We start from the raw sequence: 22,777 nt of genomic DNA, 5'->3' as shown, positions 1-22,777 counted from the left end.
CGCGCTCGACGCCGCGGGGCGATCTTCGCCGCGAAATCTCCCCCGAGGCCGGCGCGCCCAGACCGCGCTCGACAACGAATTTCCGCCACCCCCGCATGCGGGGGGGTCGAGGTGGCGGAAACTAAGGATGCGCCGCGCGTGCGTTGGACGTACCGGACGCACGACGAGCGCGGCGAGCATGCTTCGGTCGAGGGCACGCGGGGCGCGCGTTTACCCGTGAAATAAGCCTCCCCGTGAAGGGGACCGTTTCCGCCGGCCGCCTGTCTGGGGGACGATTCCACCGGCCGGCGCTCGACGCTCGGGCGCGCTCCCCCCTTGAATTGCCGCTCCAATCGCGCCCCGTACCTCGTGCTCGTCGCCTGCGCCGTGTCGACGTCGCGCCACGCGAGGCGGACGCGTCCATCGCAGCATGATGCCGGATGCTGCGGTCATTTGGCCATTTCGCGATCGACTCCGACGCGGCACGCTCGCCGCTCTCGACGGTCGCCAGCTCGCGGCGCTCGATGCGCCCGACACGCTCGACGTTGGGACGTAGGGGAGCCCTCGGGGCGCGGAGGGGCGGCATTTCCGCCGGCCCCCCTCCTGCCGAAATCTTCGCGTGCTTTCGATAGCTTGGACCGCGCTCGATGCCGCGTTTCCGCCGCGCTCGGATGTAGGGTGGCGGAAACGCAGGCGGCCCGACGCGCACGCTCGACGTGGACGCGCGAGGGTTTGCACAAACGCACCCGCCGGGCTCGACGCTCGACACGCTCGACGGCGCGAGCGAGCTCCGCGGCGAAATCTCCCCCGAGGCGGACGCGGCGGGACCGCGCTCGACCGCGTGTTTCGGCGGCCTCTCGCACCTAGCGCTCGACGGTCGCGACGTGGAAGGCTTGCTCGCGCTCGACGGCGCGGGGCGATCTGCGCTGCGAAATCTCCCCCGGGGCCGGCGCGGCGGGACCGCGCTCGACCGCGTGTTTCTGCGGCCCCTCGCGCCTCGCGCTCGACGGTCGCGATCATGAAGGGCTGCTCGCGCTCGACGGCGCGGAGGGCGGCGAGCGGCGAAATCTTCCCCGAGGCCGGCGCGGCGGGACCGCGCTCGACCGCATGTTTCGGCGGGCCCGCGGGCCTCGCGCTCGACGGTCGCGATCATGAAGGGCCGCTCGCGCTCGACGCCGCGGGGGCGGCGAGCGGCGAAATCTTCCCCGAGGCCGACGCGGCGGGACCGCGCTCGACCGCGTGTTTCTGCGGCCCCTCGCGCCTCGCGCTCGACGCCCGCGACGCGGAAGGCCTGCTCGCGCTCGACGGGCGCGGGCGATCTCCGCGGCGAAATCTTCCCCGAGGCCGGGGCGTCCGGACCGCGCTCGACCGCGTGTTTCTGCGGTCCCGCGCCTTGCGCTCGACGGTCGCGATCATGAAGGGCCGCTCGCGCTCGACGGCGCGGAGGGCGGCGAGCGGCGAAATCTTCCCCGAGGCCGGCACGGCGGGACCGCGCTCGACCGAAATTTTTTCCTCACCGCTCCGCGTCCTCGAGCTCGCCAGCCACGGATAAAGACCACGGGCCGCAGCAATGCAGCCACAAACGGACCATAGTCGTCCCATTTCGGCCCATGGGTGGAGCAGTCCGCGCAAAGAGGCCTATGCTGATCGTCACCTGCACCCCCGTCCCTGGTTTCAAAGTGTACCGCTGCGGTTTTCGTGAGGAAATCCGCGACGGTCGCACCGTTCGTGTCGGCCTTTCCTGGCCTGCTGGCGAAACGCGCCTTCCGGACGATGCCCTTACCCCCGAGCAAATCGACGCCCTGAAGCGTGATCCGGGCAAGCGGATCTCGTTGACTCACGTTCCCGACGCGCTGCCTGTTGACCGTCCGCCGGTGCGTACGGTCGAGCCGACCCCGCTCGACGCGTCCAGCTCCCCGCCAAGCGCCGCGCTGGCCCCTCCGCGCCCCACGGTCGAGCCGACGCCGCCCGACGACGCGTCCAGCGCCCTGCCAAGCGCCACGCCGGCCCCTCCGCGCCCCGCGGTCGAGGCGACGCCGCTTGACGCGTCCAGCCGTCCGCCAAGCGCCGCGCCGGCCCCTCCGCGCCCCGCGGTCGAGGCGACGCAGCTCGACGCGTCCAGCCCCCCGCCAAGCGCCGCGCCGGGCCATTCGCGCCCCACGGTCGAGCCGACGCCGCTCGACGCGTCCAGCCCCCCGCCAAGCGCCACGCCGGGCCATTCGCGCCCCACGGTCGCGCCCACCGCGCGCCGCGATCGGCGACCGACTGCGCCGCGTGCCACGGCGCGCGGTCCGCCCGCCTCGTGAGGTTCCGCGCCCCGACCGATTCGACGGCGTGCCATCGGCGCGCCGTAACGGGAGAGGTGCGTCCTCACGTTCGCAATTGCGTCTGATCTTTCAGGTAGGACAGTATCCCACAAATCGACGCTCCCCTCGCTAACCATGCCGCCCCGACCGAGCTTGTAGCGAGTGGAGACAGCAAACCTCGCCGCTCACGGCGCGCGCGCATGAAAGCTCGCCGCGAGGGGGACGTTTGCCGTCTCTCCCATCCCGGCCGAACGGTGGTCCTCCTGGGCGAAAAGGCGCCTCGTTCGGCTCGGGTGGGTTTTGTCGCCGGCCCGAGGTGGTTGCGCCGCAAATGGTCACACCTCTGCTTGCGCGCGGGGGTGCGGCGCCACCACCGCGGGCCGGCGACATCACACGACCGATGGAGGGAGCATGGATGCCGCGCTCGATGACGATCAAGAGGACGTCCCGACGCCGCGTATGTGGCCGCAGACGACCCCGGAGGCCGAAGGGGATCCCGCGAGCGTTCCCGCCGTGCTGACGGACGAGCAGCGCGATCGGACGCTCGCTTATCTGGACGCCTATCTCCGCCAGCACACGCCGAAAGAGGCGGCCGATGCGCTCGGCTTCCCGACGAACTACATCGAGGGCGCCTGCCACCGGAGGATCAAGCCGTCCGTCGAGTTCGCCGCACGCGTGGCCCAATGCAGCGGCGTCGATCTCGCGGCGATCCTCGTGGGCGGTGCGGCCATCCCGTCGGCCGAGACTCGAAGCGAATAGGCAGGTTCGCGATCATGGCATGCCGGTTTGTGCATTGCAGCGACGGTCGCATTTACCTGCCGCATGTCCCTGGCAAAAGAGAAAGGCGTTTCTTCCACGGCGTCGAGCTACATTGGGAAGAGCTGGCGCGGTTGTCTTCGCCTACGATCTTGCGGCTCTTGGTGTGGGGCCTGCTGGCCTTCGGCCACGACGGGATCATCTACATCTGGGAAACCGAGGTGCACGGCACCGAAGGGCGCAGATACTTTCTGGGGTACGAGGCGACGCCCGAGGAGGCCGCTGAGCATAAGCGGGACGCGGCCGAAGCTGGCTTCTCTTACGAGCGATTCACCTTGGGCCGACGACATCCCGCCAGCCTGCAAACCACGAACGGCGCGGAACGCGAACCCTCCTCCCGAAGGGACACGAAAGGCGGGCGCATGGGTCGGTATCTCTCGCATTGGGAACGCTCCCGCCTTTGGGAAATCGTCTACAAGCTTCTCTGCGATCATCACGGCGACGCAGCCGCGCTCGCCACGGTCCTGGGAATCCCGGAGGCCGAACTACGCGTCTTCCTCTTCCACTACCCGGGGAAGCGCACCCGATGGGCGCTGGTCGTTCGCGTCGCCCGTGCTCTCGACGTTCACCCGCGAGCCCTGCTCCGTCGGAGCACCGACCCTCGTCGGTGTCCGCTGTGCCGCACGTTGACGCGCCGCGCCTGACGCAAGGGGCACTCCTGTAGGCGCCCAAACGCGCGCACCCGTGCGCACCTGATCGCTCGATCAGGCATTTGAAAGAATCAACCATCCGCACAAAAAAATCGACAGGTCTGTCGTTACCTTCGCCCCCCTTGTGGACTTGTAGAAGCGTGACCAGTCTCGCGCACGTCTACACCGGTTCCCCGTCCAGCTCCCCTCCACGCCTCGCCGCGCTCGCCGCGCTCCGTCCTGTCATCTTCGCATGGACGGGCCGCTGGGTGAGTTCCCTCGCCGATCGCGACGATATCACGCAGGACGTCCTATGTAGGGCCGCGACATCCCGCACGGGCGCGGACATCCCGGACGACGAGCTGCGCCCGTGGTTGTTCGTCATCACGATGCGGATGGCCTGCAAGTACCGGCGTGACAAGCAGCGCTGCGCGTCGGCCGGGGAGGTCTCCCCCGATGAGATCGTGTCCCCTAACGTCTCGCCCGAGGTCGAGGTCGAGCGCGCGGAGTTCCTTCGGTTCCTCCGGGACGAGCTCGCCAAATTGACGCCGCGGCAACGCGCCGTTTTCATCGGGTACGAGATCGAAGAAAAGACATTCGAGACCATCGCTCGATCGCTTGGCATTTCGACGGCATCCGCGAAAAATGCCGCCTTCCAGGCGCGGATGCGGCTCTACGTGGCGCTGTGCGAGCGCGAACGCGACAGGCGCGGCATCCTTCCGCTCCTGCTTTTCTTCCTGTCTGGCCGTTGGTGGCGCGGCTCGCCGGGCGGGGAATCGCCCGAGGGGGCGTCCGCGCCGCCTGGACGTCGCCGGTCTCGACGGTGGGCGGACATGCTCGGGCCCCTATGGCCACCCTTGGTGGGCGTGCTCGTCGGGGGAGCGGCCGTTGCGGCGTGGCTCCTCCCGTCAGAAGATGCGCCGCGCGTTCGTCACCTTCACCTCGCGCCCTACGTGCTGGTCATCTTCGACCACGTACAAGAGCGCGTCGCCTCCATCGAACCACCTCCGCCGGTTGTCGCTCCGTCCGCAGCGCCCGCTTCATCCCCCCGCGCGACTGGCGTCCCGAAGATTCCTCCCACGACCAGACGCAAGCTCGATGTCGTCCTCCGGCAAAACACCCACGACCCAAAGGACGATTGATTCTGCGCGGTTTGCGGGCGTTTTGTTCCGGCGTTCGTACCTTACAAACCCCCTTGCCCGTGGCACGAGGTTTGTCTAGAATCCGATTCCATGGCGTCAGTACGTCTCGCGGCTGTGGTTCTCGCCTGTAGCTTCGGGCTCGCACGCTCCGCGCATGCGCAAGATGCGGCCCCGGGGGCGACCGTGGATCCCGAGACGATCAGGGCCGCCGCGGAGGAGGCACGCTTCAGGGAGCATGTACGCCGCGGGGACCGCGCGAAAGCCACGGGTAGACTCGCCGACGCGCTGGACGCCTATTCGGACGCGCTCGCGATCCGGCCGGACCCTCTCATCGCCGGACGTCTCGGCGTGGTGCTCGTCGCGCTCAATAGTCCAGCGGAAGCGGCGGATCTGCTTCATGACGCAGTCAATCGCGATTGGAAGGCGGACGCCGTCGAGCGGGGGCAATTCTCCGACGCTTACAGCGTCGCGAGGGCGGCCGTCTGCATGATCGACGTTCAGATATCCCACATACCCGAAACGACGACGCTCGACGGGAAGCGGATCAACGGAAGGCGCCGATCGGCATTCTTCACGTTCGTAATGCCAGGCGAGCACGAGATACGCGCGACCCTCACGGGGTATCGGGACGGGCGCGCGGTGTTCACGGCGTGCAAGGGCGGGAGCATGGACGTCCCTGTCACCCTGACGCCGCTCCCCTCGGATCCTCCCATCGAGCCCACCCCAGCACCCAAGCCTCCCCCGGAGCCAGCGGGGATCCCGCGGCCCCCCGGTTTTCCCGAGGTGCGCACGGCGCCGTTTGGGGATCGGCGTCTCGGCATTGCTGGGGCGGTGGCGGTCGTGGACGGGAGGCCACTGCCAAAGCAGGAGGATCCGTATGCGTACGACGATTCTCCGGAGGGTGGCGGGAAGAAATCGGGGGTGAGGGGTTCGATCGGCGCGGGGCCGGTGATGGTGCTGGGGGTGGCGTCGTGGGTTCCTGCTGTGGGCGCGGTGCTCTCTGGACGCATTCGACTACACAGCTACTTCTCGGTTGATGTCCAGGCGCGTAGCGCTTGGTCGACAGCAAACATCGGCGGAGAGCCGATCCATGCAATGACCGCTGGTGCATTGGCTGGGCTATGCGGCCATTGGCGATGGGCCTGGGCATGCGCCGCCGGGCACATTGGGGTTATGGCGATTGAGTCTCAGCGCGACCCATTCCGCGAAGCGTCCCAAGTATTATTCCGTCCAGGCGTTGGCGGACTCGTCGGAATCGACATTCCTCTTCTTGGTCCGCTAGCCTTGCGGGTAGCGGGCGATGGGTTTGCGTTGTCAAAGGCTACTCGGATCATCGTTGGGCAAAAGGTACTTGTGGAGCAACCTGCGGTGATGCTGGCGGGGGCCGTCTCGGCTGTGTGGAATCTGTAGAATAGGGGCCATGTCATGCGCTGGAACGCAAGTCTGTTCTTGATGACGTCTATATCGTTGGCGCTCGCCGCTGGGGCGATCTTTGTCGAGGGATGCGCCGTGACAGATAATGTATTCGTGGAATGTATTCCGGATCCACTGTTTCCTACCAAAGCGTGCCCGGACGCTGGTCCAGACGTTGACGCTGGCCCGGATGCCGATCCACAAGCGGCATGCAAAGCGAATGGCGGCGAATGCGTCAAGATCCCCGACGACTCTGAGACCCCAGCAGCATTCTGGAGCCTGGTCCCGTGGGCCACGTGGATCGGACCGGCCGAAGACATGCCAACGGGGTGCCCCTTCCTTGGGGGCGAGCAATTCAAGCTCTACGCCGGCCTCACGGCGCCCCCCATGGAGTGCGACCCCTGCGAATGCAAGGACGCGACGGGGCAATGCAGCGGCGTCCCGGGGGAGATCACGATCGGGGCTGGTATGTGCGGCGCGGTGGGGGTGCCGTCGCTCCCTTTTGACGGCGCGGGGGGGTGGGATGGGACCTGCACGGATGCGAACGCGCTACCCGCTGGGGCGGAGTGTCCCCCGGGGAGCGGCGTCCCGTGTGCACAGTCGATCGCGTTCTCGGCGCTTCCGCCTCCGGTCAACGAGAAGTGCGACGTCAAGCCGTCGCCCATCATCAAGGCGGGCGGATCGAGGATCTGGCAATGGGAGACTGGCGCGCTCGCCTGTCGGTCGAGCCTCGACACGTCGCTTTGTGGCTCGGGGGATCAGCTCTGCGTCCCCAAGGTGCTCTACCCCTACCGTCAATGCATCTGGCAGAAAGGGAAGCATACGAAATGTCCCAAGCCCTACAATTGGGAGCTTCCCCGGACCATGTACCCGTTTCAGCCCAAGGAATCGCGCGATTGCACGGCATGCACGTGCGGCGCACCGCAGGGTGGATACTGCGCTGCGACGCTGCGCCTATTCGATGATGCGTCGTGTTCCTCGCAATTCCTGGAACAGCCCATTTATTCGGTCATGGGTGACTGCAACCCGATCATTCCCCTTGGCCGCGCCGTCGGGGCAAAGGCCGTCACGGATCACGCCTACATCGCGGGCACGTGCGAGGCCGGCGGGGGGGAGCCCATCGGCGAGGCGGTCGAGGATGACGAGAACGCCGTGACCATTTGTTGTCGAGAATCGTACATCTTCGACGAGTGACCGCTCGTAAGCGCTTGACTTCGCTGGGGCTTGCCAACAGACGAGCACGATAGGACAATTGATGTCCTATCGTCACCACACTGGAATCGTGCAGGGACCCCCAGATAGGACGTTTAACGTCCTACGCATGTCGTGTTTCTGCCCTGTTTTCCCTTGCCCCGACGCCCGACCGTTCGGGACGATGGGCGCATGGCTCCGCGGTCCCTGCAATCGAATTGGGGCGTAACGGTAGAGGCCCGGTTTGGGCTGCGTCCCCGCCACCCTTCCGCGCACGACGACGACAACGAAACCCCCGAGGAAGACGGCGGGGAAGAAAGCACCCGACAGAAGCAACCGGCCGTCATGCGGTTGGACGCGGCCGCGCTGGTCCTGGGAATCTCGACGGATGACCCGACGTGGCGGCGCCGCGTAACGCGCCGCATTCGCGCCGCCGAGCGTGCGATCGGACGGGAGATCCTGATCCCCCAAGTCGGGCGGACAGGTTGCTTGGTCCGAACCGACGGTTTGCTTGAACTCGCGCCATTCACGGCTGCGGTCATTCACCGTCAAGAGAAGCTGGAAGCGAGGGTGGACGCCCTGGAACGGCAGGTAGCCGAACTCCGACGCGAGCCCACGGGCGCGACGAGGTAGCGCCTATGGCCTCCCACGAATTGCCCCCCGAGGTGATCACGGCGCTCGCCACGTTGCTCCGCTATGCCGGGAGCATCATGCGTGAGGCCAACGAGGCGAGCCCCAGCGGCAACGGCGGGGGCTTCTACGACGCGAAAACGGCGCCCATGGGTCCCACGGCATTTCTACGGCTCGCGCGGGAAGGGGCATTCAAGGCGACCAAGGTCGGGCGCAAGGTGCTGGCTCGTAAAGACGAGGTCGACGCCTGGATCGAATCTCGCGCGACCATCGCGCCGCATCGCTCGACGCGCGAGGCGGCTGCTTCGGACGGGTATGGAGACGCGCTCGCATTACACGAGGCGATCCGGGCCGCCGGTCACCATGTTCCGCTGCGCCGCTCGCGACGCGCGGGAAAGGCGCGCCGATGAGGCGCCCGGCCCCTTCCTTGACGTGGGGGCGTTCCTCTGGTAGGGGGTGTGACAAGGCGGGCCCCCATGCATGGAGCAAACATGCACGGGAGCCCTGAGCCAAACCCCGACAACAGCGAGGTTTGACCTATGAATAGGGTAGCATCCGTCTATTTTGCGTCCAACTTCTGCGCGCCCCAGGCGCCCTGGATCGGAGGGTGATCCATGGGACGAGCGCGCAAGGGCACGTGGAAGCGATCGGGCGATCACTTCCTGGTCTACGTCACCCTTCCACAGTCGGCCGTGCCGGGTGTGAAGGAACGGCGCCTGCCTGGGATCGTGGTCCCGAAGGGGATCAACGGTCGGGCCCCCACCGACGCCGACCTTGACAAACTGGCCAAGCTCTACACCGACCGTCCAGACCTCGCGCTGGCTCGCTTGGCGGAAGAGGGACGCTTGCCTGGCTGGGTGCCGATCGAGCTTGTGCCCCGCGATGCCCTGCTCCGCGGAGCGACGGCGAACCCCAGCGCGGCGAGCGCGGCCGGCTCGCTTCTCGAAACGGTCGCGAGCTACGCCGATCGCTGGCTCGCGTGGCGCGACAAGCAAGGGAACGGATCGATCTCCTGCTACACGTCGGGCCTGAAGGTGCACGCGCTCCGCGTGAAGGTGGACGACGGGACGATCGGAGAGAAGCCGATCGCCGCGCTCACGCGTGATGACGTCAAGCGCGTCGCCGCCTACTTCCGGAACGAAGCAGCGGCCGATCGGCTCGCGGCGAACACCGCGTCTCGCTACTTCTCCTACTTCCGCACGATGCTCGCCACGGCATCGGACGCGGATGGAGACCCGGATCTCTACGTTCGGCCGGACAATCCCGCGCTAGGCGTGAAGGGTCCCCCCACGCCGAAGAAGCAGACGCGCGCTTGCTTCTACCCCGAGGAGTTCCTCCGGTTCGTGGCGTGCGAGGCGATCTCCATCCGCACGCGTCGTCTCGTCGCGCTCGCGGTGTACCTCATGTGCAGGTTGAGCGAGCTCGCCCGTCTGCGATGCGAGGACATCGATCTCGCACACGAGCGGATCACGATCTCTCGCTCGTACGATCGGAAGCGCAAGCGAGAGAAGGCCCCCAAGAACGGGCGCGGGCGATCGTTCACGCTCGAAACAAACGTGCTCCCGCTCTTGCAGGTGATGATCGACGATGCGGGAGGGCGTGGCCTCATCTGTCCGATCAACGTCTACAAGGTGTCGGACGCGTTCAGTAAGTACCTCGACCGCGCGGGGCTGACGCGCCCGGACCTACGCCAGCGAACGAGGATGCACATCCCGTTGACCATGCACGGCTTGCGAGCGACGGGCGCGACGTGGGCGGCGCGGTCGGGACGTTACGGGGCGATCGAGCTGCGCCGGATCCTCGGGCACCAGAAGCAGGAGACGACGGACGTCTACTTCGATGAGGCCCAGCTCATGGGGCGGAACGTGGGCGAGGTGTTCCCCCCGCTGCCCGCTTCACTCCTGAATCGTTCCGGAAAGCGTGCGAACGGGGGGTAACGTCGCGGATTTGTTGGGGAGCGATTCCTGGGGCGGACAGCCCCCCTTCCTCTCCTCTCACAGCGTCTCGAGATACGTGACCAGGTCATCCACCTGTGCAGTCGTCAGGTGCGACGTCACGCCGTGTTTGTCGCCGCCGCCGCAGGCCGGGTTGAAGCGGTCGCGCAGCGTCGGGGCGCAGCCGTCGTGCATGAAGGGGGCGCGGTCGCCGATGCCCATCAGCGTCGGCACCTGGAAGGCCTTGCCGGTGCCCACGTCGGCCCAGTCGTTGTTCGTCAGCTTCTCGCCGCTGTGGCAGCTCGCGCAGCCGACCTTTGCGTCGAAGTAGAGCTCCTTGCCGCGCTCCACGGCCGACGTGTCGGCGACCTCGGCCTTCGGCAGCACCGGTTGTGCGTCGATCCAGCGGCCGACGAGGCGGGATTGGCGCGGGCCGAGGGGCGCGCCGCCCATGCGGTTCACGAAGACCTCGCTCATGATGTGGCCGAGGTCTTCCATGTCGCCGTCCCAGTGCAGCGGCGCCGTGGCCAGGATGCCGCCGCGGATCGACTGCGTGCGGCGCGGGCCGATCGGGTTGAAGTTCCACGTCCGGGCGTCATCCATCGCCTCCGGGTGGCAGGAGGCGCAGGCGAGCGAGTTGAAGCCCGTCGCGCTCTTGTGGAACACGTCGTGGCCCGTGTCGCGGCGGGTCTCGCCGGGCAGCGTGATCGTCTTTTGCTTGTCGACCAGGTAGATCGCGGCGGGCTCGCGGAGCTGCACGGCGAGCTGCCCGCCGCTGAAGTATTGCGCGGCGATGGGCTGACCGGGCACGGCTTCGCCGAACGAGGGATCACACTCCGGGCCTTTGCTGGCTGCGATCGAGCTGCGGGTCGTGCGCAGGATCGTGTTGTTGCCGGCGGCCACGATCGTCACCTCGTTCTGGTTCGGTGAGATCGCGATGTCCACGGGCAGGGCTGCGCCCGAGAGGGCCGAGCCGGGCAGCGTCGGGATCACGATGGGCACCGTCTCTTCGCCGGGCTCCACCTCCGTCACCGTCGTTTGCACGATGCTCCCGTCGCAGCCGCCGCCGCTGCCGTAGCCGCCGGGCTGCTCGATCACCACCGGGGAGGCCGTCCCGCGCTGGTGGACCATGATGGCGCCGCCGCTCGGCCGCGACACCATGCGCCAGGCCACGGCGGGCTCGAAGTTCGACTCGATGCCGAAGTTCGGGTCGAAGCCCTCCAGCTTCCGCGGGGCTTCGCGTTGCCAGATCTTGCCGTCGACGCCGACGACGAGGACCTCGGCCGAGCGGAAGCGGCTCACGAGCAGCTTGTCGCCGTGCACGACCACGTCGCGCAGGTCGCGCTCCAGCTTCAGCACCCGCGTCGCGGCGCCGCCGCCGGCGGGCAGGGTCACGAGCTCGCCCGTGTGGCAGGCGACGTGGAGCCGGTCGTTGGTTTCTTCGTAGGTGATGCCGCGCGGGGCTGCGCAGACTTGCCGGCGCTCGATCAGCTTGCCGCCGGCCACGTCGATCGACGCGACGGCGCCGCCGGAGCGCAGGGCCACGTGGGCGCGGCCGGACTTGTCGATGGCCACGCGGCCGGGCTCGTCGCCTTCCTCGAGGGCCACCTGGCTCTTCAGGGAGCCGGCTTCGAGGTCGACGATCCAGACCATGTCGCGGTCCGGGTCGGCGGCGACGGCGGTCTTGCCGTCACCTGCGATGGCGAGGGTGCCACCTGAGATGGCAGGTGGCGTGACGGCGGCGACGGTGATGTCCTGGTTGGGAACGAAGGAATGGTCGATGCCGGAGCAGCCGGCGGCGATGCCGGCGCCGGCGAGGGAGACGAGGAGCAGGGCGAGCGGGCGTCGAAGATGAGTTCGCATGGGGCCTCCGCGCTCGGGCGTGGCAAATAAGAAGCCAACCCGTGTCGAATTCTCGCCGCTTCCGGGGTTCGAGCCAACCATGCGTTTGCGAAACGAAATCCCGATGTGTGTTCGGGCCCTGGGATCTGGGGGCGCGGGTCGCTCCCGTGAAGGACGTTTCGCGCTGGGGTAGAAAGCGTGTGCCAGCCGGCGCCGGCATGACGCGGATGTCATGGGGGGGGGTGGGCTAGATCAGTTCGAAGAGCTGGTCGAAGGAGTCGCCTTCCATGTCGACGTGGATTCGCTGGTCGGTGGCCGTGATGGCTTCCAGTCGGACCGAGAAGAGGAATTTGCTCGCGCTCAGGGTCTCGGCGCCGCGGAAGCGGAGCTCGGCGCCGCCTTCGACGAGGCGGGCTTCGCCGGCGACGCGGGGGGCGATCTTCAGGTCGAAGCGCTTGAGGGGGATCTTCAGCGCTGGGCCTTGGTTTTCGAACGTCGTCTTCTCGCCTTCGCGCTGAAAGACGGCGTTGCCGCGGGCTTCGAGGTGCTTTCGGACCTCGTTTTTCAATCGATCACCTGCGACGCTCTCGACGATCGCGAGCAGCGGCACCTCGCCTCCGTCCCGCACGGCGGGGACGAGGGTCTCGAGCAGCTTCACGACGGGCGCGCGTAGCTCGGGCCGCCGGTGGGTCATGACGGGCATCGTTCCTCCAAGGCTCTTGCTTCTCGATGTCGCCTGGTGAGCAAAAGCGCAAATGGAAATGCGCGTTGTGTCGGCAGTGGAAAAAGGGCCTGGGAGGGCCCCAAAGAGAGGTCGGCGCGGCGTGCTCGTGTTTTGGGGAGGCCCCAAAGAGAGGTCGGCGCGGTCCGGGTGGACTTTGGGGAGGCCCCAAAGAGAGGTCGGCGCGGTCCGGGTGGACTTTGGGGAGGCCCCAAAGAGAGGTCGGCGCAGTCCGGGTGGACCTTTGGGGAGGCCCCAAGGAGAGGTCGGCGCAGTCCGGGTGGACCTTGGGGAGGCCCCATGGTGGGGTCGGCGCAGTCCGGGTGGACCTTGGGGAGGCCCCATGGTGGGGTCGGCGCAGTCCGGGTGGTCTTTGGGGAGGCCCCAAAGCGAAGGGCAGGCGGCCGGAGCGGTCTTTGGGGAGGCCCCAAGGCGAAGGGCGGGCGGCCGGAGCGGTCTTTGGGACGCGGGAGGTGGGATTCCGCGCATTTTTCGCACGGTCCCCCGGGGGCGCCGGGCGCGCGTGGTCGCGCGAATTCAGCGAGTGCCGGTAGAACGCGCCGCCGGGGTGGGCTCGGCTTCGAAAATAATTGTGGAGGTTGGTGAGTTGCGGCCCCCTATCGTCGCGCCGTTCCCATTAATTATCTTGATGACGTACGGGCTGGCTGTCATTCAATTGCCCGTGACCGTCACCGATTGACGCGCGAGCGGCCCTCGGGCCCTCGCCGCGCGCACCGGCATCCTTCGTTTGGCCCTCGTCCTCGCGACGACCGTGTCGGTCCGGTCTGGCCATTCGCACACCTCCTTTGAAAGGCGCACAGATGCACCGTTATCATTCCAATTCTTGTATTTCGCTGCTCGCCCTCGTCCTCGCGGCCTCCACGGCCTCCTGCGTCGCCTCCGAGGACGTCGTCCTGGAGGACGAAATGGAGGCAGAAGCTGGCGACGACGAATCCGTGGCCGATACGGAGGACGTCGAGGCGGAGGACGTCGAGGCGGAGGACGTCGAGGCGAGCGACGAGGAGGTCGCCGAGGAGGAGGTCCTCGAGGAGGGCGAGACCGACGAGGCCGAGAGCGCCCTCTCGTCGGCGCGCGCCGAGACGGTGCGCCTCTTCGCCACGCAAGGGTCGGGCGTGCAGCGCGTCAATTTCGCGATCCCCCTGGCCCCCGGCGAGCTCTCCCAGGAGTCCATGATCCGCGTGATCCACGCGGGCAAAGAGCTCGCCGCCGCGCGCCGTGGCCTCGCCCGTCACGCCGACGGCAGCCTGCGCAGCGTGCAGATCCAGGTCGACGTGGCCGTCTCCGGCCCGACGGACCTCGAGGTCGTCGTGGGCGAGAGCCCGCGGGGCGGCTCGCTCTCGATGATCCCCGTGCCGCAGACCCTGGTGGATACGAACGGGACGCAGGGCCCGCGCGTGTATGCGGTGCTCTCGCCGCAGAGGCTCGCGAAGAGCGGGCTCATGGGCAAGATCGCCCCGGCGTCGGAGACCGCGGGCTCGCCCTACGACGGCTGGGCGAAGGTCTGTGATTACGACAAGCACGACGTCGACGCGTTCGCCCCGAAGAAGAGCGACCCGGCGGTGTGGCTCTACGATCGCGGCACGACGTTTTATCGTGGATATGCCCGGCGGGGGGACGTCGACACGCTCCGCACGGCGTACACCGAGACCGCGCTCTACCGCGCAGGTATCTCGGGCAGCGGGAAGAGCACGCGTATCGGTATCCCCAAGAAGGCCAACGATCCGAAGTACCATTACACCCAGAACCTCGCGATCCATTACCTCCTGACCGGCGATGACCGGTTCCGCGAGGCCGCGGAGGACGTGGCCGAGCGAATGACGGCGATATGGAACCCCCGGTACAAGGGCAAGGACACGGGCCTCTGGACCGAGCGGCACGCGGGCTTCTTTTTGCTCGACCTGACGTACGCGGCGATGGTCTCCGACGATCGGAGCGACCATTTCCAGGCGCTCGCCGACGACGCGGTCGACGCATACCTCGCGGTCCAGGCGACCTATCCGGCGGGATACAGCGACCAGAATGCCCGCTGCTTCGCGCACCACGCCGGGGCGCACGGCGAGGGATACGGATACTGGGGTTGCAGCCCCTGGATGAGCGCCATCCTCGTCGACGGGCTCGATCTTTATGCGAACGAGCGCGGCGGCCAGCGCGGAAGCCAGGTGCGCTCGTCGATCGTGAAGCTCGGCCGCGCCATCCTGCGCGACGGCCTCGACGCCTCGGGCAAGCCCTTCTACTTCATGGGCGAAGGCAACAACCAGGGCGAGGAGGACCCGGACAACGAGCACTGGGGCGAGGCCGCCTACGTGATGGCCGTGGCCTACCACCACGGGCGCGACGCCGCGCTGGCGAGCGCCGTGAAGTCGCTCGTCGGCAAGCTGCAGAAGCACGGCCGCGCCCCGCACATGCGGAGCTTCAACTGGCAGTGCCGCAGCGCCGTGGCCACGCCGGCCTACATGCAGTGACGAGGCGCGACCCGGGGGTCACGAATCGCCGCGCCCCCGAGCATGACGCTGCGCATTGTTAAGACGTGTGAGGAGGCTTGACGGGAGCGGCGGGCGCCCATAAGTGACCGGCGGGTCAACATGGTGTCCTCTCCCTCCCGCTCCGCCTCCTCGCCCACGCCCCGCCGCGCACGACGCGCCCTCGCGGCGTGGACGCTCCTGCTCCTCGCCGGCGCGCCCGTCGCGGCGTCTGCGCAACCTGCGCAACCTGCGCAACCCGCGCAACCTGCGCAACCCGCGCAACCCGCGGCGCCCGTCGCCCCGGCGCCGCCGCCTCCCGCGGTTGATCGCCTCGCCGAGGCCCTCGCGCCCCAGGCCGGAGGCCTGACCCCGGACGAAGCGGCGCGCATCGCGCTTCGCACCCGCCCGTCGCTGCGCGCGAAGCAAGCGGAGCTGCGCGCCGCCGCCGCGCGTGTTGATCAGGCGCTCCTGAACTACCTGCCGCGCGTGACCGTGAACGCGGGCTACACGCGCCTGTCGCGCGTGCAGAACGTCCTCGGTCAGCCGGGCACCGCCTACGTCGGCACGAACCTCGACCCGGCGAACCCGCAGGTGATCCCCGTGCAACAAGGGCCGCTCGTGTCGAGGCCTTGCCCGCCGCCCCTGTCGGGCAACTGCGTCACGGACATCGCGGGCACGCCGATCACGGCGGTGGAGACGCCGGCGTTCACGTTCCCCGTGCTGCTGAACTCGTACTCGCTGACGGCGACGCTCGCGCTGCCGATCTCGGACTACGTGCTGCGCATCTCGCAGGGCTACGCGGCGGCCTCACACGCCGAGAGCGCGAAGCGGCTGGAGGTCGAGGCCGAGGGGCTGCAGATCGCGGCGGACGCGAAGGTCGCCTACTACAACTGGGTCCGCGCCAAGGGCAGCGCCGTGGTCGCGGCGGAGGCCGTCGCGCAGGCCGAGGCGCACCTGAAGGACGCGCAGCTCACGTTCAACGCGGGCCTCGCGTCGAAGGCCGACGTGCTGCGCCTCGAAGCGCAGGTCGCGTCCGCGCAGCAGCTCCAGGCCGACGCGGACGCGCTCACGTCCCTCGCCGAGGAGCAGCTCCGCATCTCGCTCGCGCTGCCGCCGGGCAAGCCGCTCGTGATCGGCGTGGACGTGCTGCACACGTCGGTGGATCCGAGCACGGCGCAGCTCACGGCGCTGCAGGACGAGGCGCTCGCGCGCAGGCTGGAGATCCGCGCGCTCGACGAGACGGAGTACTCGCTGAAGAAGCAGGTGTCGCTCGCCCGCGCCAACTACCTGCCGCGTATCGACGGCTTCGCCGAGGGGCAGTACCAGAACCCGAACCAGCGCGTCTTCCCGCAGACCGACGAGTTCCGGTTCACGTGGCACGCAGGCGTCCGGCTCTCGTGGACGATCAACGACACGTTGACCGCGATCCCGCAGGTGACCGAGGCGAAGTCACGCGTCGAGCAGATCGCCGCGCAGAAGGAGCAGCTCGTGCAAGGGCTGAAGCTCGAGGTGGCGTCGGCGTTCGCGGAGCTGAAGCGCGCCGAGGCGAACATCGACGCGGCCGACCGCGGGCTCGCCGCGGCAGAAGAAGGGCTGCGCGTGCAGAACGAGCTGTTCCGCGCAGGACGCGCGACGGGCGTGGCCCTCGTCGACGCCGAGGCCGAGGTGACACGCGCGCGCCTGCGCCGCGTGGACGCGCGCGTCGGGATCCTCGTGGCCCGCACGCGGCTCGAGCACGCGACGGGGCGCGACGTCGAGAAGAACGCGGCGGCGCCGCGGTAGCCCCTCTCCGACAAGCTTGCTCTGCCGCGCACATCGCGGTAGTGGACCTCCGCGCGGCCTGCCTTTCACGCAGAGAGGGTTCGTGTCGACGAACCCACGGGCGAACGGCCGTCACGTCCTTTCATGACCGAGCTCGCGCTCATCCTCGGCATCAGCCTGCTCGGCATCGGGTTCGCGGGGTACCTCGCGCGCTGGGTGCTCGGTTGCCCCACGGGGGAGGGGGACATGCCGCGCGTCGCCGCGCGCATCCGGGCCGCCGCGGACTACTTCACGAAGCGGCTGCGCAGCACCATCCTGGCCGTCTCGGCCGTGCCCGGCGGCGGGATCTTCCTCGCCTACGGCCTCGCCCGGCAGAAGCCCGAGGCGCAAGCCTTCCCGCCGCTCGAGCTCGGCGCATGGCTCACGCTCTCCTTCGCCCTCGGCGTCGGCTCGGCCGTCGCCGCCGCCCACGTGGCCGCCTGGACCGCCGCCCGCGCCAACGTGCGCGCCGCCAGCGGCGCCCGGCGCTCGCTCGATCACGCGCTGCAGATCGCCATCCGCGGCGGCGCCGTGTCGGGCCTCTTCGCCGTCTCGCTCGGGCTCGTCGGGCTCGTCGGCCTCTTCGCGCTGGTCTTCGCCACGAAGGGCGGCTTCTCGGCCGAGCCCGGCGCCGCGCTGAAGCTCGCCCCCTCGATCCCGCTCGTGATCGCCGGTTACCCGCTCGGCGGCGCGTTCGCCGCGCTCGTCGCCGAGCTCGGCGGCGGCGCCTTCGCGAAGAGCGCGGACATGGGCGCCGACCTCGCGGGCCGGGAGCTCGGCCTGCCCGAGGACGATGTCCGCAACCCCGCCACGATCGCCGATCTCGCGGGCGACTGCGCAGGCGAGGCGGCCGGGAAGGCCGCGTCCACGTTCGCCTCGACGGTCGCCGAGAACCTCGGCGCGATGCTGCTCGCGGCCGCGGTCTTCCGCCAGAACGAGGGCATCCCGAGCGTGCTGTCGATCATGCTCTTCCCGGTCGTGATGCGCGCCTTCGGCGTGCTGGCCGCGATGTTCGGGGTGATGGTCGTGCGCACGGACGACCGCGAAGACCCGATGAACGCGCTCGCCCGCGGCCTGTACGTGACGGCGCTGCTCGGCCTGGTGGGCGCGGCGGGCGCGGCGAAGTGGCTGCTCGGGCGGCACTGGCTCTGGTTCTTCGGCGCGGCCACCGTGGGCATCGCCGCGGGGCTCCTCCTGCTCTTCGTGGCGCAGTACTACACCGAGCACCGCTACCGGCCCGTCCGCGAGATCGCGGAGGCCGCGCGTGTCGGCTCGCCGCTCGTGCTCCTGCGCGGGGCCGCCGTGGGGCTCGAGGGCGCGCTCGCTCCGCTCGTGGTCCTCGGCGTGGCCGTGGCCTCGGCGCACGTGCTCGGCGCGCGCACCGGGCTCGACGGCGGCGGCGCGCTCGGCATCGCCGTCGCGACCATGGGCCTGCTCGGCATGGCCGCGTATGCGCTCGCGATGTCCGGGTTCGGACCGATCATCGACAGCGCGGGCGGGATCGTGGAGATGACCATCGCCCGCGAGCGGCCCGACGTCCGCGGGCGGACGGTGGTGCTCGACGCGGTCGGCAACACGGCCAAGTCCTTCGCCCGCGCGCACGCGGGCGCGGCGGCGCTGCTCGCGACCTCGATGCTCGTGTCGGTCTGGCTGGACGAGGCGCGGCGGCGCGTCGCGGCGGGCAAACCGGCGGCGGCGGCGGCGGGCAGCGCCCTCTCGGTCGGCCGGCCGGAGGTCTACCTGGGCGCGGCGATCGGGGTCGTCCTGGTCGTATGGTTCGCGTCGCGGGTCCTCGGCAGCGTGTCACGCGCGGCCAGGCGCGTGCTCGACGAGGCGCGCCGGCAGATCAACGCGCCGTCGTCGCTCGGGGCGAGCAGCGGGGCGTGGACGCCGCCGCATCCGCGGGCCTCGCGGTCGAGCGCCGCGCCGAACAACCCACGCGCGGGGCACGCGGCGCCCGACCTGGACGCTTGCGTGGAGCTCGGCAGCCGCGCCGCGCTCGGGTCGGCGATCACGCCGGCCCTGGTCGCCGCCTCGGTGCCGATCGCGGTGGGACTGGGCTTGCGCTTCGCCGGAACGGAAGATAATCCTCTAGCCGTTGCCGACGCGGTCGCCGCCTTGATCCTGGCCGCGACGATCGCAGGCGTCCTGGGCGCGCTCCTGCTCGGCAATGCAGGGGGTGCCTGGGACAACGCGAAGAAGTACATCGTGACCGGGGCTCACGGCGGGCGGTACCTCGTCGACGAGACCGGCGCGCGGGTCGACAACCCGACCTACATCGCGGCGGCCATCGGCGACACGGTAGGCGATCCCCTGAAGGACGCCGCCGGGCCCGCGATCCACGTCCTCGTGAAAATGCTCCCCGTGGTCACGATCGTGTTCTTGCCGTTCTTCGTTTAGATCCGCGCCCTCCGGCGCGAACCCGCGAACCCTCTGATCGACGCGCCCGCTCGCCGGGACGAACCCCACCATCATCAACGTGCCGCCTCCGATCACCGACGCACTCTCCACCTTGAGCGACCGCGGGCTGCGCCGTTTGCTCGGCGCCCGCACGTTCCTCCGAGGCCTCGAATACTTCCGCCGCCGCGTCGTCGAGGACATCGACGTCCAGGAGATGAGCGCGAGCGGGGTCGTCCGCGCGAGCGACTCGGAGCCCTACCCGGTGAAGGTCGAGCTCACGCCGGACGGCATCAAGTCCTACTGCTCGTGCCCGACGTTCTCGAAGGGGGGCCAGCACTGCAAGCACGTCGCGGCGCTGCTGATCACGCTGCGAGATCAGGCCCGCGGCTCGCAGCCCCGCCCCGGACCCATGCCCGCCCCGATGCTGCCGCAGACGGCGCACGCCGGCGGCGACGCCCTCAAGCGCGTGCGCCGACGGGATCGGCCGCGTGGCACGCAGCCGCCGCTCGGAATGACCGGCCCGGGCGCCCCGATGGCGCACATGGGCGGAAGCGAGAGGACCTCGATGGCCGCGATGGGACCGCCCGGCTCGTCCGTGATCACCGCGCCGCAGCAGGACGCGACCGCCAAGCAAACCGGCATCGGCGCATGGCTGCCGCCCGAGGGGCTCGGCGGCTCGCGCCGCGTGGAGTTCCGCCTGCACGTCCGCCAGGGCGCGCTCACCGTCACGGTGCTCGACGCGGACGCGCGCGTGCCCATCCTGCCCTCGACGGCCCTCGCCTGGCAGGCGCTTTATCCGACGCCCGATCGTGACGCTTTGCGCCTGCTCGCCCGCCTGGAGAGCGGCAACCCGCGCCACCCCGCGGTCGACGTGCGCGGCGAGGACGTCGCCGAGCTCCTGCCTTCGCTCGAAGGCCAGCGTGTCCTGCTCGAGCCCGCGCTCATGCAGCTCCGCTTCACCGAGGAGCCGCTGCGCCCGCGCTTCGACCTGGAGACGGTCGGCGGCGACACGATCATCGTGAAGGCGAGCTTCGAGCGCCCGAGCGACAAGCGCCGCTTCTCGCTCTTGCAAGGCGGCTGGTTCGAGGGCTGGCCGGGCTGGCACGTCGACACGCAGGAGGGCATCGCGCGGCGGATCGACAAGCGCGTCTCGCCCGCCGCGATGCGCCGGCTCTTGCGCTCACCGACGATCGCCGAGCCGATGCGCGACCTCGTGCGCCTGATCATGCAGGGCCTGCCCAAGGTCGCGCTGGAGGTCGGCGCGGAGCTGCCGGATCTCGCGCAGATCGCCGACGTCGTCGACCTCCCGCCCACCTTCCGCATGCGCGCGGGTGGCTCGCTCGTCGAGGCGCACGTGCAGCTCTACGCCGCGTATGGCGAGGAGGAGGTCCAGGTCCGCGCCGACGGCATCTCGCCGCCCGTGCTCGTGCAGCCGCCCGAGGAGGGCATGAAGCGCGCGCGGTGCGTGCGCGTCGACATCGCGGCGCAGCAGGAGGCGGCGGTGCACCTGCTCGGCCTCGGCCTCAAGCCCGACGAGACGGGCCAGGAGTTCGTGGCGACGGGCGACGCGGCCATCCGCTTCTGGAGCGAGGGCCTGGCGGAGCTGCCCGACACCTGGGATCTCTTCGTCCCCGAGGACCTCGTCGACACGCAGGTCCGCCACAAGCCGCTCGGCGTCTTCGCGAAGGTCACGAGCGGCATGGACTGGCTCAACGTGAAGCTCTCGTTCGAGAGCGAGGGCATCGCCGTCGATCGCGACGAGCTTCGCCGCTGCCTCACCGAGGGCAAGAAGTACGTGCGCCTCGAGGACGGCTCGTTCGCGCCGCTCGATCCGGACACGATCCGGGCGATGCTCGACCGCGAGATCGAGCTCATGACGGCGGCCGGTCGCACGGGGAAACTCCCGCTCGCGCACGCGGGCCGCATCCAGGAGCTGCTCTCGCAGGTGAGCGGCGCGAGCGTGGGCCAGGGCGCGCGCGAGCTCTTCCAGAAGCTCTCGAGCATCGACGAGATCGAGAGCACGAAGAAGCCGCGCGCGTTGAAGGCGACCTTGCGCCCTTACCAGGAGGCGGGTCTGTCGTGGCTCAAGTTCATCCACGACATCGGCTCCGGCGGCGTGCTCGCGGACGACATGGGCCTCGGCAAGACGGTGCAGACGATCGCGCTGCTCCTCAGCGTCAAGCAGGAGGAGAAGCACGTCAAAGCGCTGATCGTGGCGCCGACGAGCGTCGTGACGAACTGGGAGCGCGAGCTCGCCCGGTTCGCGCCGACGCTCCGGGTGGCGCTCTGGCACGGCGCGGATCGCAAGGACCAGATCGAGGAGGTCCACGAGGCCGAGGTCATCATCACGAGCTACGCGTTGCTCCGTCGCGACGAGGAGTTCCTGGCGAAGCTCGACCTCACCTACGCGATCCTCGACGAGGCGCAGCACATCAAGAACCCGCTCTCCGCGACGGCCGCGGCCGCGAAGCGCCTGAAGGCGCGCAGGCGGCTCGCGCTCACGGGCACGCCGATCGAGAACCGGCTCTCCGAGATCTGGTCGATCTTCGACTTCGTCTCCCCGGGCCTGCTCGGCGCGCTCGACAAGTTCGAGGCGCGGCTGGCGCGCCCGATCGAGGCCGGCGACTACAAGGCCGCGCAGCGCCTGCGCTCGATCATCCACCCCTTCATCCTGCGTCGCACGAAGCAGGAGGTCGCGAAGGATCTGCCCGAGAAGATCGAGACCGATCAGATCTGCGATCTCACGGGGGATCAGCGCTCGATCTACATGCAGGTCGCGCGTGAGGTGCGGGCGCAGGTGCTCGGCGAGGTGGAGCGCGTGGGCATCGCCAAGAGCCAGCTCCAGATCCTCGCGGGCCTCACGCGGCTGCGCCAGGCGGCCTGTGATCCGCGGCTGCTCGGCCTGCCGCGCGAGTTCTCGGACGAGGACTCGGGCAAGCTCGTGGCGCTGCGCGAGCTCGTCTCGAACGCGGTGGAGGGTGGCCACAAGGTGCTCGTCTTCAGCCAGTTCGTGATGATGCTGAAGATCATCGAGCGGGCGATGAAGGAGGACGGCGTGCCTTACGAGTACCTCGACGGCGCGACGAAGGACCGCATGGAGCGCGTCGAGCGCTTCCAGAACGATCCGACGGTGCCGGTCTTCCTGATCAGCCTGAAGGCCGGCGGCACGGGCCTGAACCTGACGGCGGCGGACACGGTCATCCACTTCGATCCGTGGTGGAACCCGGCCGTGGAGCAGCAGGCGACGGATCGCGCGCACCGCATCGGTCAAACGCGCGTCGTGACGGCGTATCGTCTCGTCGCGGAGGGGACGATCGAGGAGAAGATCCTGCTGCTCAAGCAGAAGAAGCGCGAGCTCGTGGCCTCGGTCCTCAGCGAGGACACGGGCGGCGCCAAGAAGCTCACGAAGGCCGACGTGGAGGAGCTGTTCGCGGTGGATTGAAGACAGCGGGCCTGACGTAGGGGATGGCCCATCGAGGCCATCCCCTTTT

General features: G+C 69.2%; 16 protein-coding genes. 14 read left to right on the top strand and 2 right to left on the bottom strand.

The window, feature by feature from the left end:
• Positions 1 to 997 precede the first annotated feature (997 nt).
• The 10 genes from GF068_RS06935 (at position 998) to GF068_RS06890 (ending at position 10,043) form a co-directional block, all read left to right on the top strand.
• A complete protein-coding gene (locus tag GF068_RS06935; protein WP_153818547.1) occupies positions 998 to 1,531 on the top strand; it encodes a hypothetical protein in 534 nt (177 codons plus the stop codon).
• A gap of 88 nt (positions 1,532 to 1,619) precedes the next feature.
• Positions 1,620 to 2,285, top strand: a complete 666-nt coding sequence (locus GF068_RS06930; protein WP_153818546.1) for a hypothetical protein — start codon at positions 1,620 to 1,622, stop codon at positions 2,283 to 2,285.
• 411 nt (positions 2,286 to 2,696) lie between these two features.
• Positions 2,697 to 3,044: a hypothetical protein gene (locus GF068_RS06925; protein ID WP_153818545.1), complete on the top strand. Its 348-nt coding sequence runs from the start codon at positions 2,697 to 2,699 to the stop codon at positions 3,042 to 3,044.
• A 14-nt stretch (positions 3,045 to 3,058) separates the two neighbouring features.
• Entirely contained in the window at positions 3,059 to 3,745 is a 687-nt protein-coding gene (locus tag GF068_RS06920; protein ID WP_153818544.1) for a hypothetical protein, read from the top strand.
• A 68-nt stretch (positions 3,746 to 3,813) separates the two neighbouring features.
• Complete coding sequence (locus tag GF068_RS06915; RefSeq protein ID WP_153818543.1) at positions 3,814 to 4,872, top strand: RNA polymerase sigma factor; 1,059 nt, start codon at positions 3,814 to 3,816, stop codon at positions 4,870 to 4,872.
• Positions 4,873 to 5,055: 183 nt separating this feature from the next.
• Positions 5,056 to 6,282, top strand: coding sequence for a tetratricopeptide repeat protein (locus GF068_RS06910; RefSeq protein WP_153818542.1), 1,227 nt, complete (start codon positions 5,056 to 5,058; stop codon positions 6,280 to 6,282).
• Positions 6,283 to 6,603: 321 nt separating this feature from the next.
• Positions 6,604 to 7,479: a hypothetical protein gene (locus tag GF068_RS06905; RefSeq protein ID WP_153818541.1), complete on the top strand. Its 876-nt coding sequence runs from the start codon at positions 6,604 to 6,606 to the stop codon at positions 7,477 to 7,479.
• 189 nt (positions 7,480 to 7,668) lie between these two features.
• Entirely contained in the window at positions 7,669 to 8,109 is a 441-nt protein-coding gene (locus GF068_RS06900; protein WP_153818540.1) for a hypothetical protein, read from the top strand.
• A gap of 5 nt (positions 8,110 to 8,114) precedes the next feature.
• Positions 8,115 to 8,516 (top strand): helix-turn-helix domain-containing protein, encoded by a 402-nt coding sequence (locus tag GF068_RS06895; protein ID WP_153818539.1) that lies wholly within the window; start codon positions 8,115 to 8,117, stop codon positions 8,514 to 8,516.
• A 204-nt stretch (positions 8,517 to 8,720) separates the two neighbouring features.
• The gene (locus GF068_RS06890) at positions 8,721 to 10,043 is read left to right on the top strand and encodes a tyrosine-type recombinase/integrase (RefSeq protein ID WP_153818538.1); all 1,323 of its coding nucleotides are present in this window, start codon (positions 8,721 to 8,723) and stop codon (positions 10,041 to 10,043) included.
• A 57-nt stretch (positions 10,044 to 10,100) separates the two neighbouring features.
• Here the strand turns inward: GF068_RS06890 and GF068_RS06885 are convergent, their stop codons facing one another.
• Both GF068_RS06885 and GF068_RS06880 read right to left on the bottom strand, forming a co-directional pair.
• Entirely contained in the window at positions 10,101 to 11,903 is a 1,803-nt protein-coding gene (locus GF068_RS06885; protein ID WP_153818537.1) for a c-type cytochrome, read from the bottom strand.
• Between the two features lie 226 nt (positions 11,904 to 12,129).
• Entirely contained in the window at positions 12,130 to 12,585 is a 456-nt protein-coding gene (locus tag GF068_RS06880) for a hypothetical protein (RefSeq protein WP_170319339.1), read from the bottom strand.
• An 839-nt stretch (positions 12,586 to 13,424) separates the two neighbouring features.
• Here GF068_RS06880 and GF068_RS06875 point away from each other — a divergent pair.
• The 4 genes from GF068_RS06875 (at position 13,425) to GF068_RS06860 (ending at position 22,728) form a co-directional block, all read left to right on the top strand.
• On the top strand, positions 13,425 to 15,086 hold the full coding sequence (locus tag GF068_RS06875; protein WP_153818535.1) for a hypothetical protein: 1,662 nt from the start codon (positions 13,425 to 13,427) through the stop codon (positions 15,084 to 15,086).
• A gap of 120 nt (positions 15,087 to 15,206) precedes the next feature.
• Positions 15,207 to 16,868, top strand: coding sequence for a TolC family protein (locus GF068_RS06870; RefSeq protein ID WP_153818534.1), 1,662 nt, complete (start codon positions 15,207 to 15,209; stop codon positions 16,866 to 16,868).
• A gap of 123 nt (positions 16,869 to 16,991) precedes the next feature.
• Positions 16,992 to 19,286: a sodium/proton-translocating pyrophosphatase gene (locus tag GF068_RS06865; protein ID WP_153818533.1), complete on the top strand. Its 2,295-nt coding sequence runs from the start codon at positions 16,992 to 16,994 to the stop codon at positions 19,284 to 19,286.
• Between the two features lie 112 nt (positions 19,287 to 19,398).
• Positions 19,399 to 22,728 carry a DEAD/DEAH box helicase gene (locus GF068_RS06860; RefSeq protein WP_153818532.1) on the top strand — a complete coding sequence of 1,110 codons (3,330 nt, stop codon included), beginning with the start codon at positions 19,399 to 19,401 and terminating at the stop codon, positions 22,726 to 22,728.
• Positions 22,729 to 22,777 lie beyond the last annotated feature (49 nt).

The sequence above is a fragment of the Polyangium spumosum genome (assembly GCF_009649845.1).
In the GTDB taxonomy this organism is placed as follows: Bacteria; Myxococcota_A; Polyangia; order Polyangiales; family Polyangiaceae; genus Polyangium; species Polyangium spumosum.
The sequence above is the reverse complement of the archived record's forward strand: the minus strand, read 5'-3'. Positions and strand labels throughout refer to the sequence as shown.

What these genes read in the sequence shown, in the direction of transcription:
- GF068_RS06935 (WP_153818547.1), top strand. Translation starts at nt 998, where the DNA reads ATGAAGGGCTGCTCGCGCTCGACGGCGCGGAGGGCGGCGAGCGGCGAA.
- GF068_RS06930 (WP_153818546.1), top strand. Translation starts at nt 1,620, where the DNA reads ATGCTGATCGTCACCTGCACCCCCGTCCCTGGTTTCAAAGTGTACCGC.
- GF068_RS06925 (WP_153818545.1), top strand. Translation starts at nt 2,697, where the DNA reads ATGGATGCCGCGCTCGATGACGATCAAGAGGACGTCCCGACGCCGCGT.
- GF068_RS06920 (WP_153818544.1), top strand. Translation starts at nt 3,059, where the DNA reads ATGGCATGCCGGTTTGTGCATTGCAGCGACGGTCGCATTTACCTGCCG.
- GF068_RS06905 (WP_153818541.1), top strand. Translation starts at nt 6,604, where the DNA reads ATGCCAACGGGGTGCCCCTTCCTTGGGGGCGAGCAATTCAAGCTCTAC.
- GF068_RS06900 (WP_153818540.1), top strand. Translation starts at nt 7,669, where the DNA reads ATGGCTCCGCGGTCCCTGCAATCGAATTGGGGCGTAACGGTAGAGGCC.
- GF068_RS06895 (WP_153818539.1), top strand. Translation starts at nt 8,115, where the DNA reads ATGGCCTCCCACGAATTGCCCCCCGAGGTGATCACGGCGCTCGCCACG.
- GF068_RS06890 (WP_153818538.1), top strand. Translation starts at nt 8,721, where the DNA reads ATGGGACGAGCGCGCAAGGGCACGTGGAAGCGATCGGGCGATCACTTC.
- GF068_RS06885 (WP_153818537.1), bottom strand. Translation starts at nt 11,903, where the DNA reads ATGCGAACTCATCTTCGACGCCCGCTCGCCCTGCTCCTCGTCTCCCTC.
- GF068_RS06880 (WP_170319339.1), bottom strand. Translation starts at nt 12,585, where the DNA reads ATGCCCGTCATGACCCACCGGCGGCCCGAGCTACGCGCGCCCGTCGTG.
- GF068_RS06875 (WP_153818535.1), top strand. Translation starts at nt 13,425, where the DNA reads ATGCACCGTTATCATTCCAATTCTTGTATTTCGCTGCTCGCCCTCGTC.
- GF068_RS06870 (WP_153818534.1), top strand. Translation starts at nt 15,207, where the DNA reads ATGGTGTCCTCTCCCTCCCGCTCCGCCTCCTCGCCCACGCCCCGCCGC.
- GF068_RS06865 (WP_153818533.1), top strand. Translation starts at nt 16,992, where the DNA reads ATGACCGAGCTCGCGCTCATCCTCGGCATCAGCCTGCTCGGCATCGGG.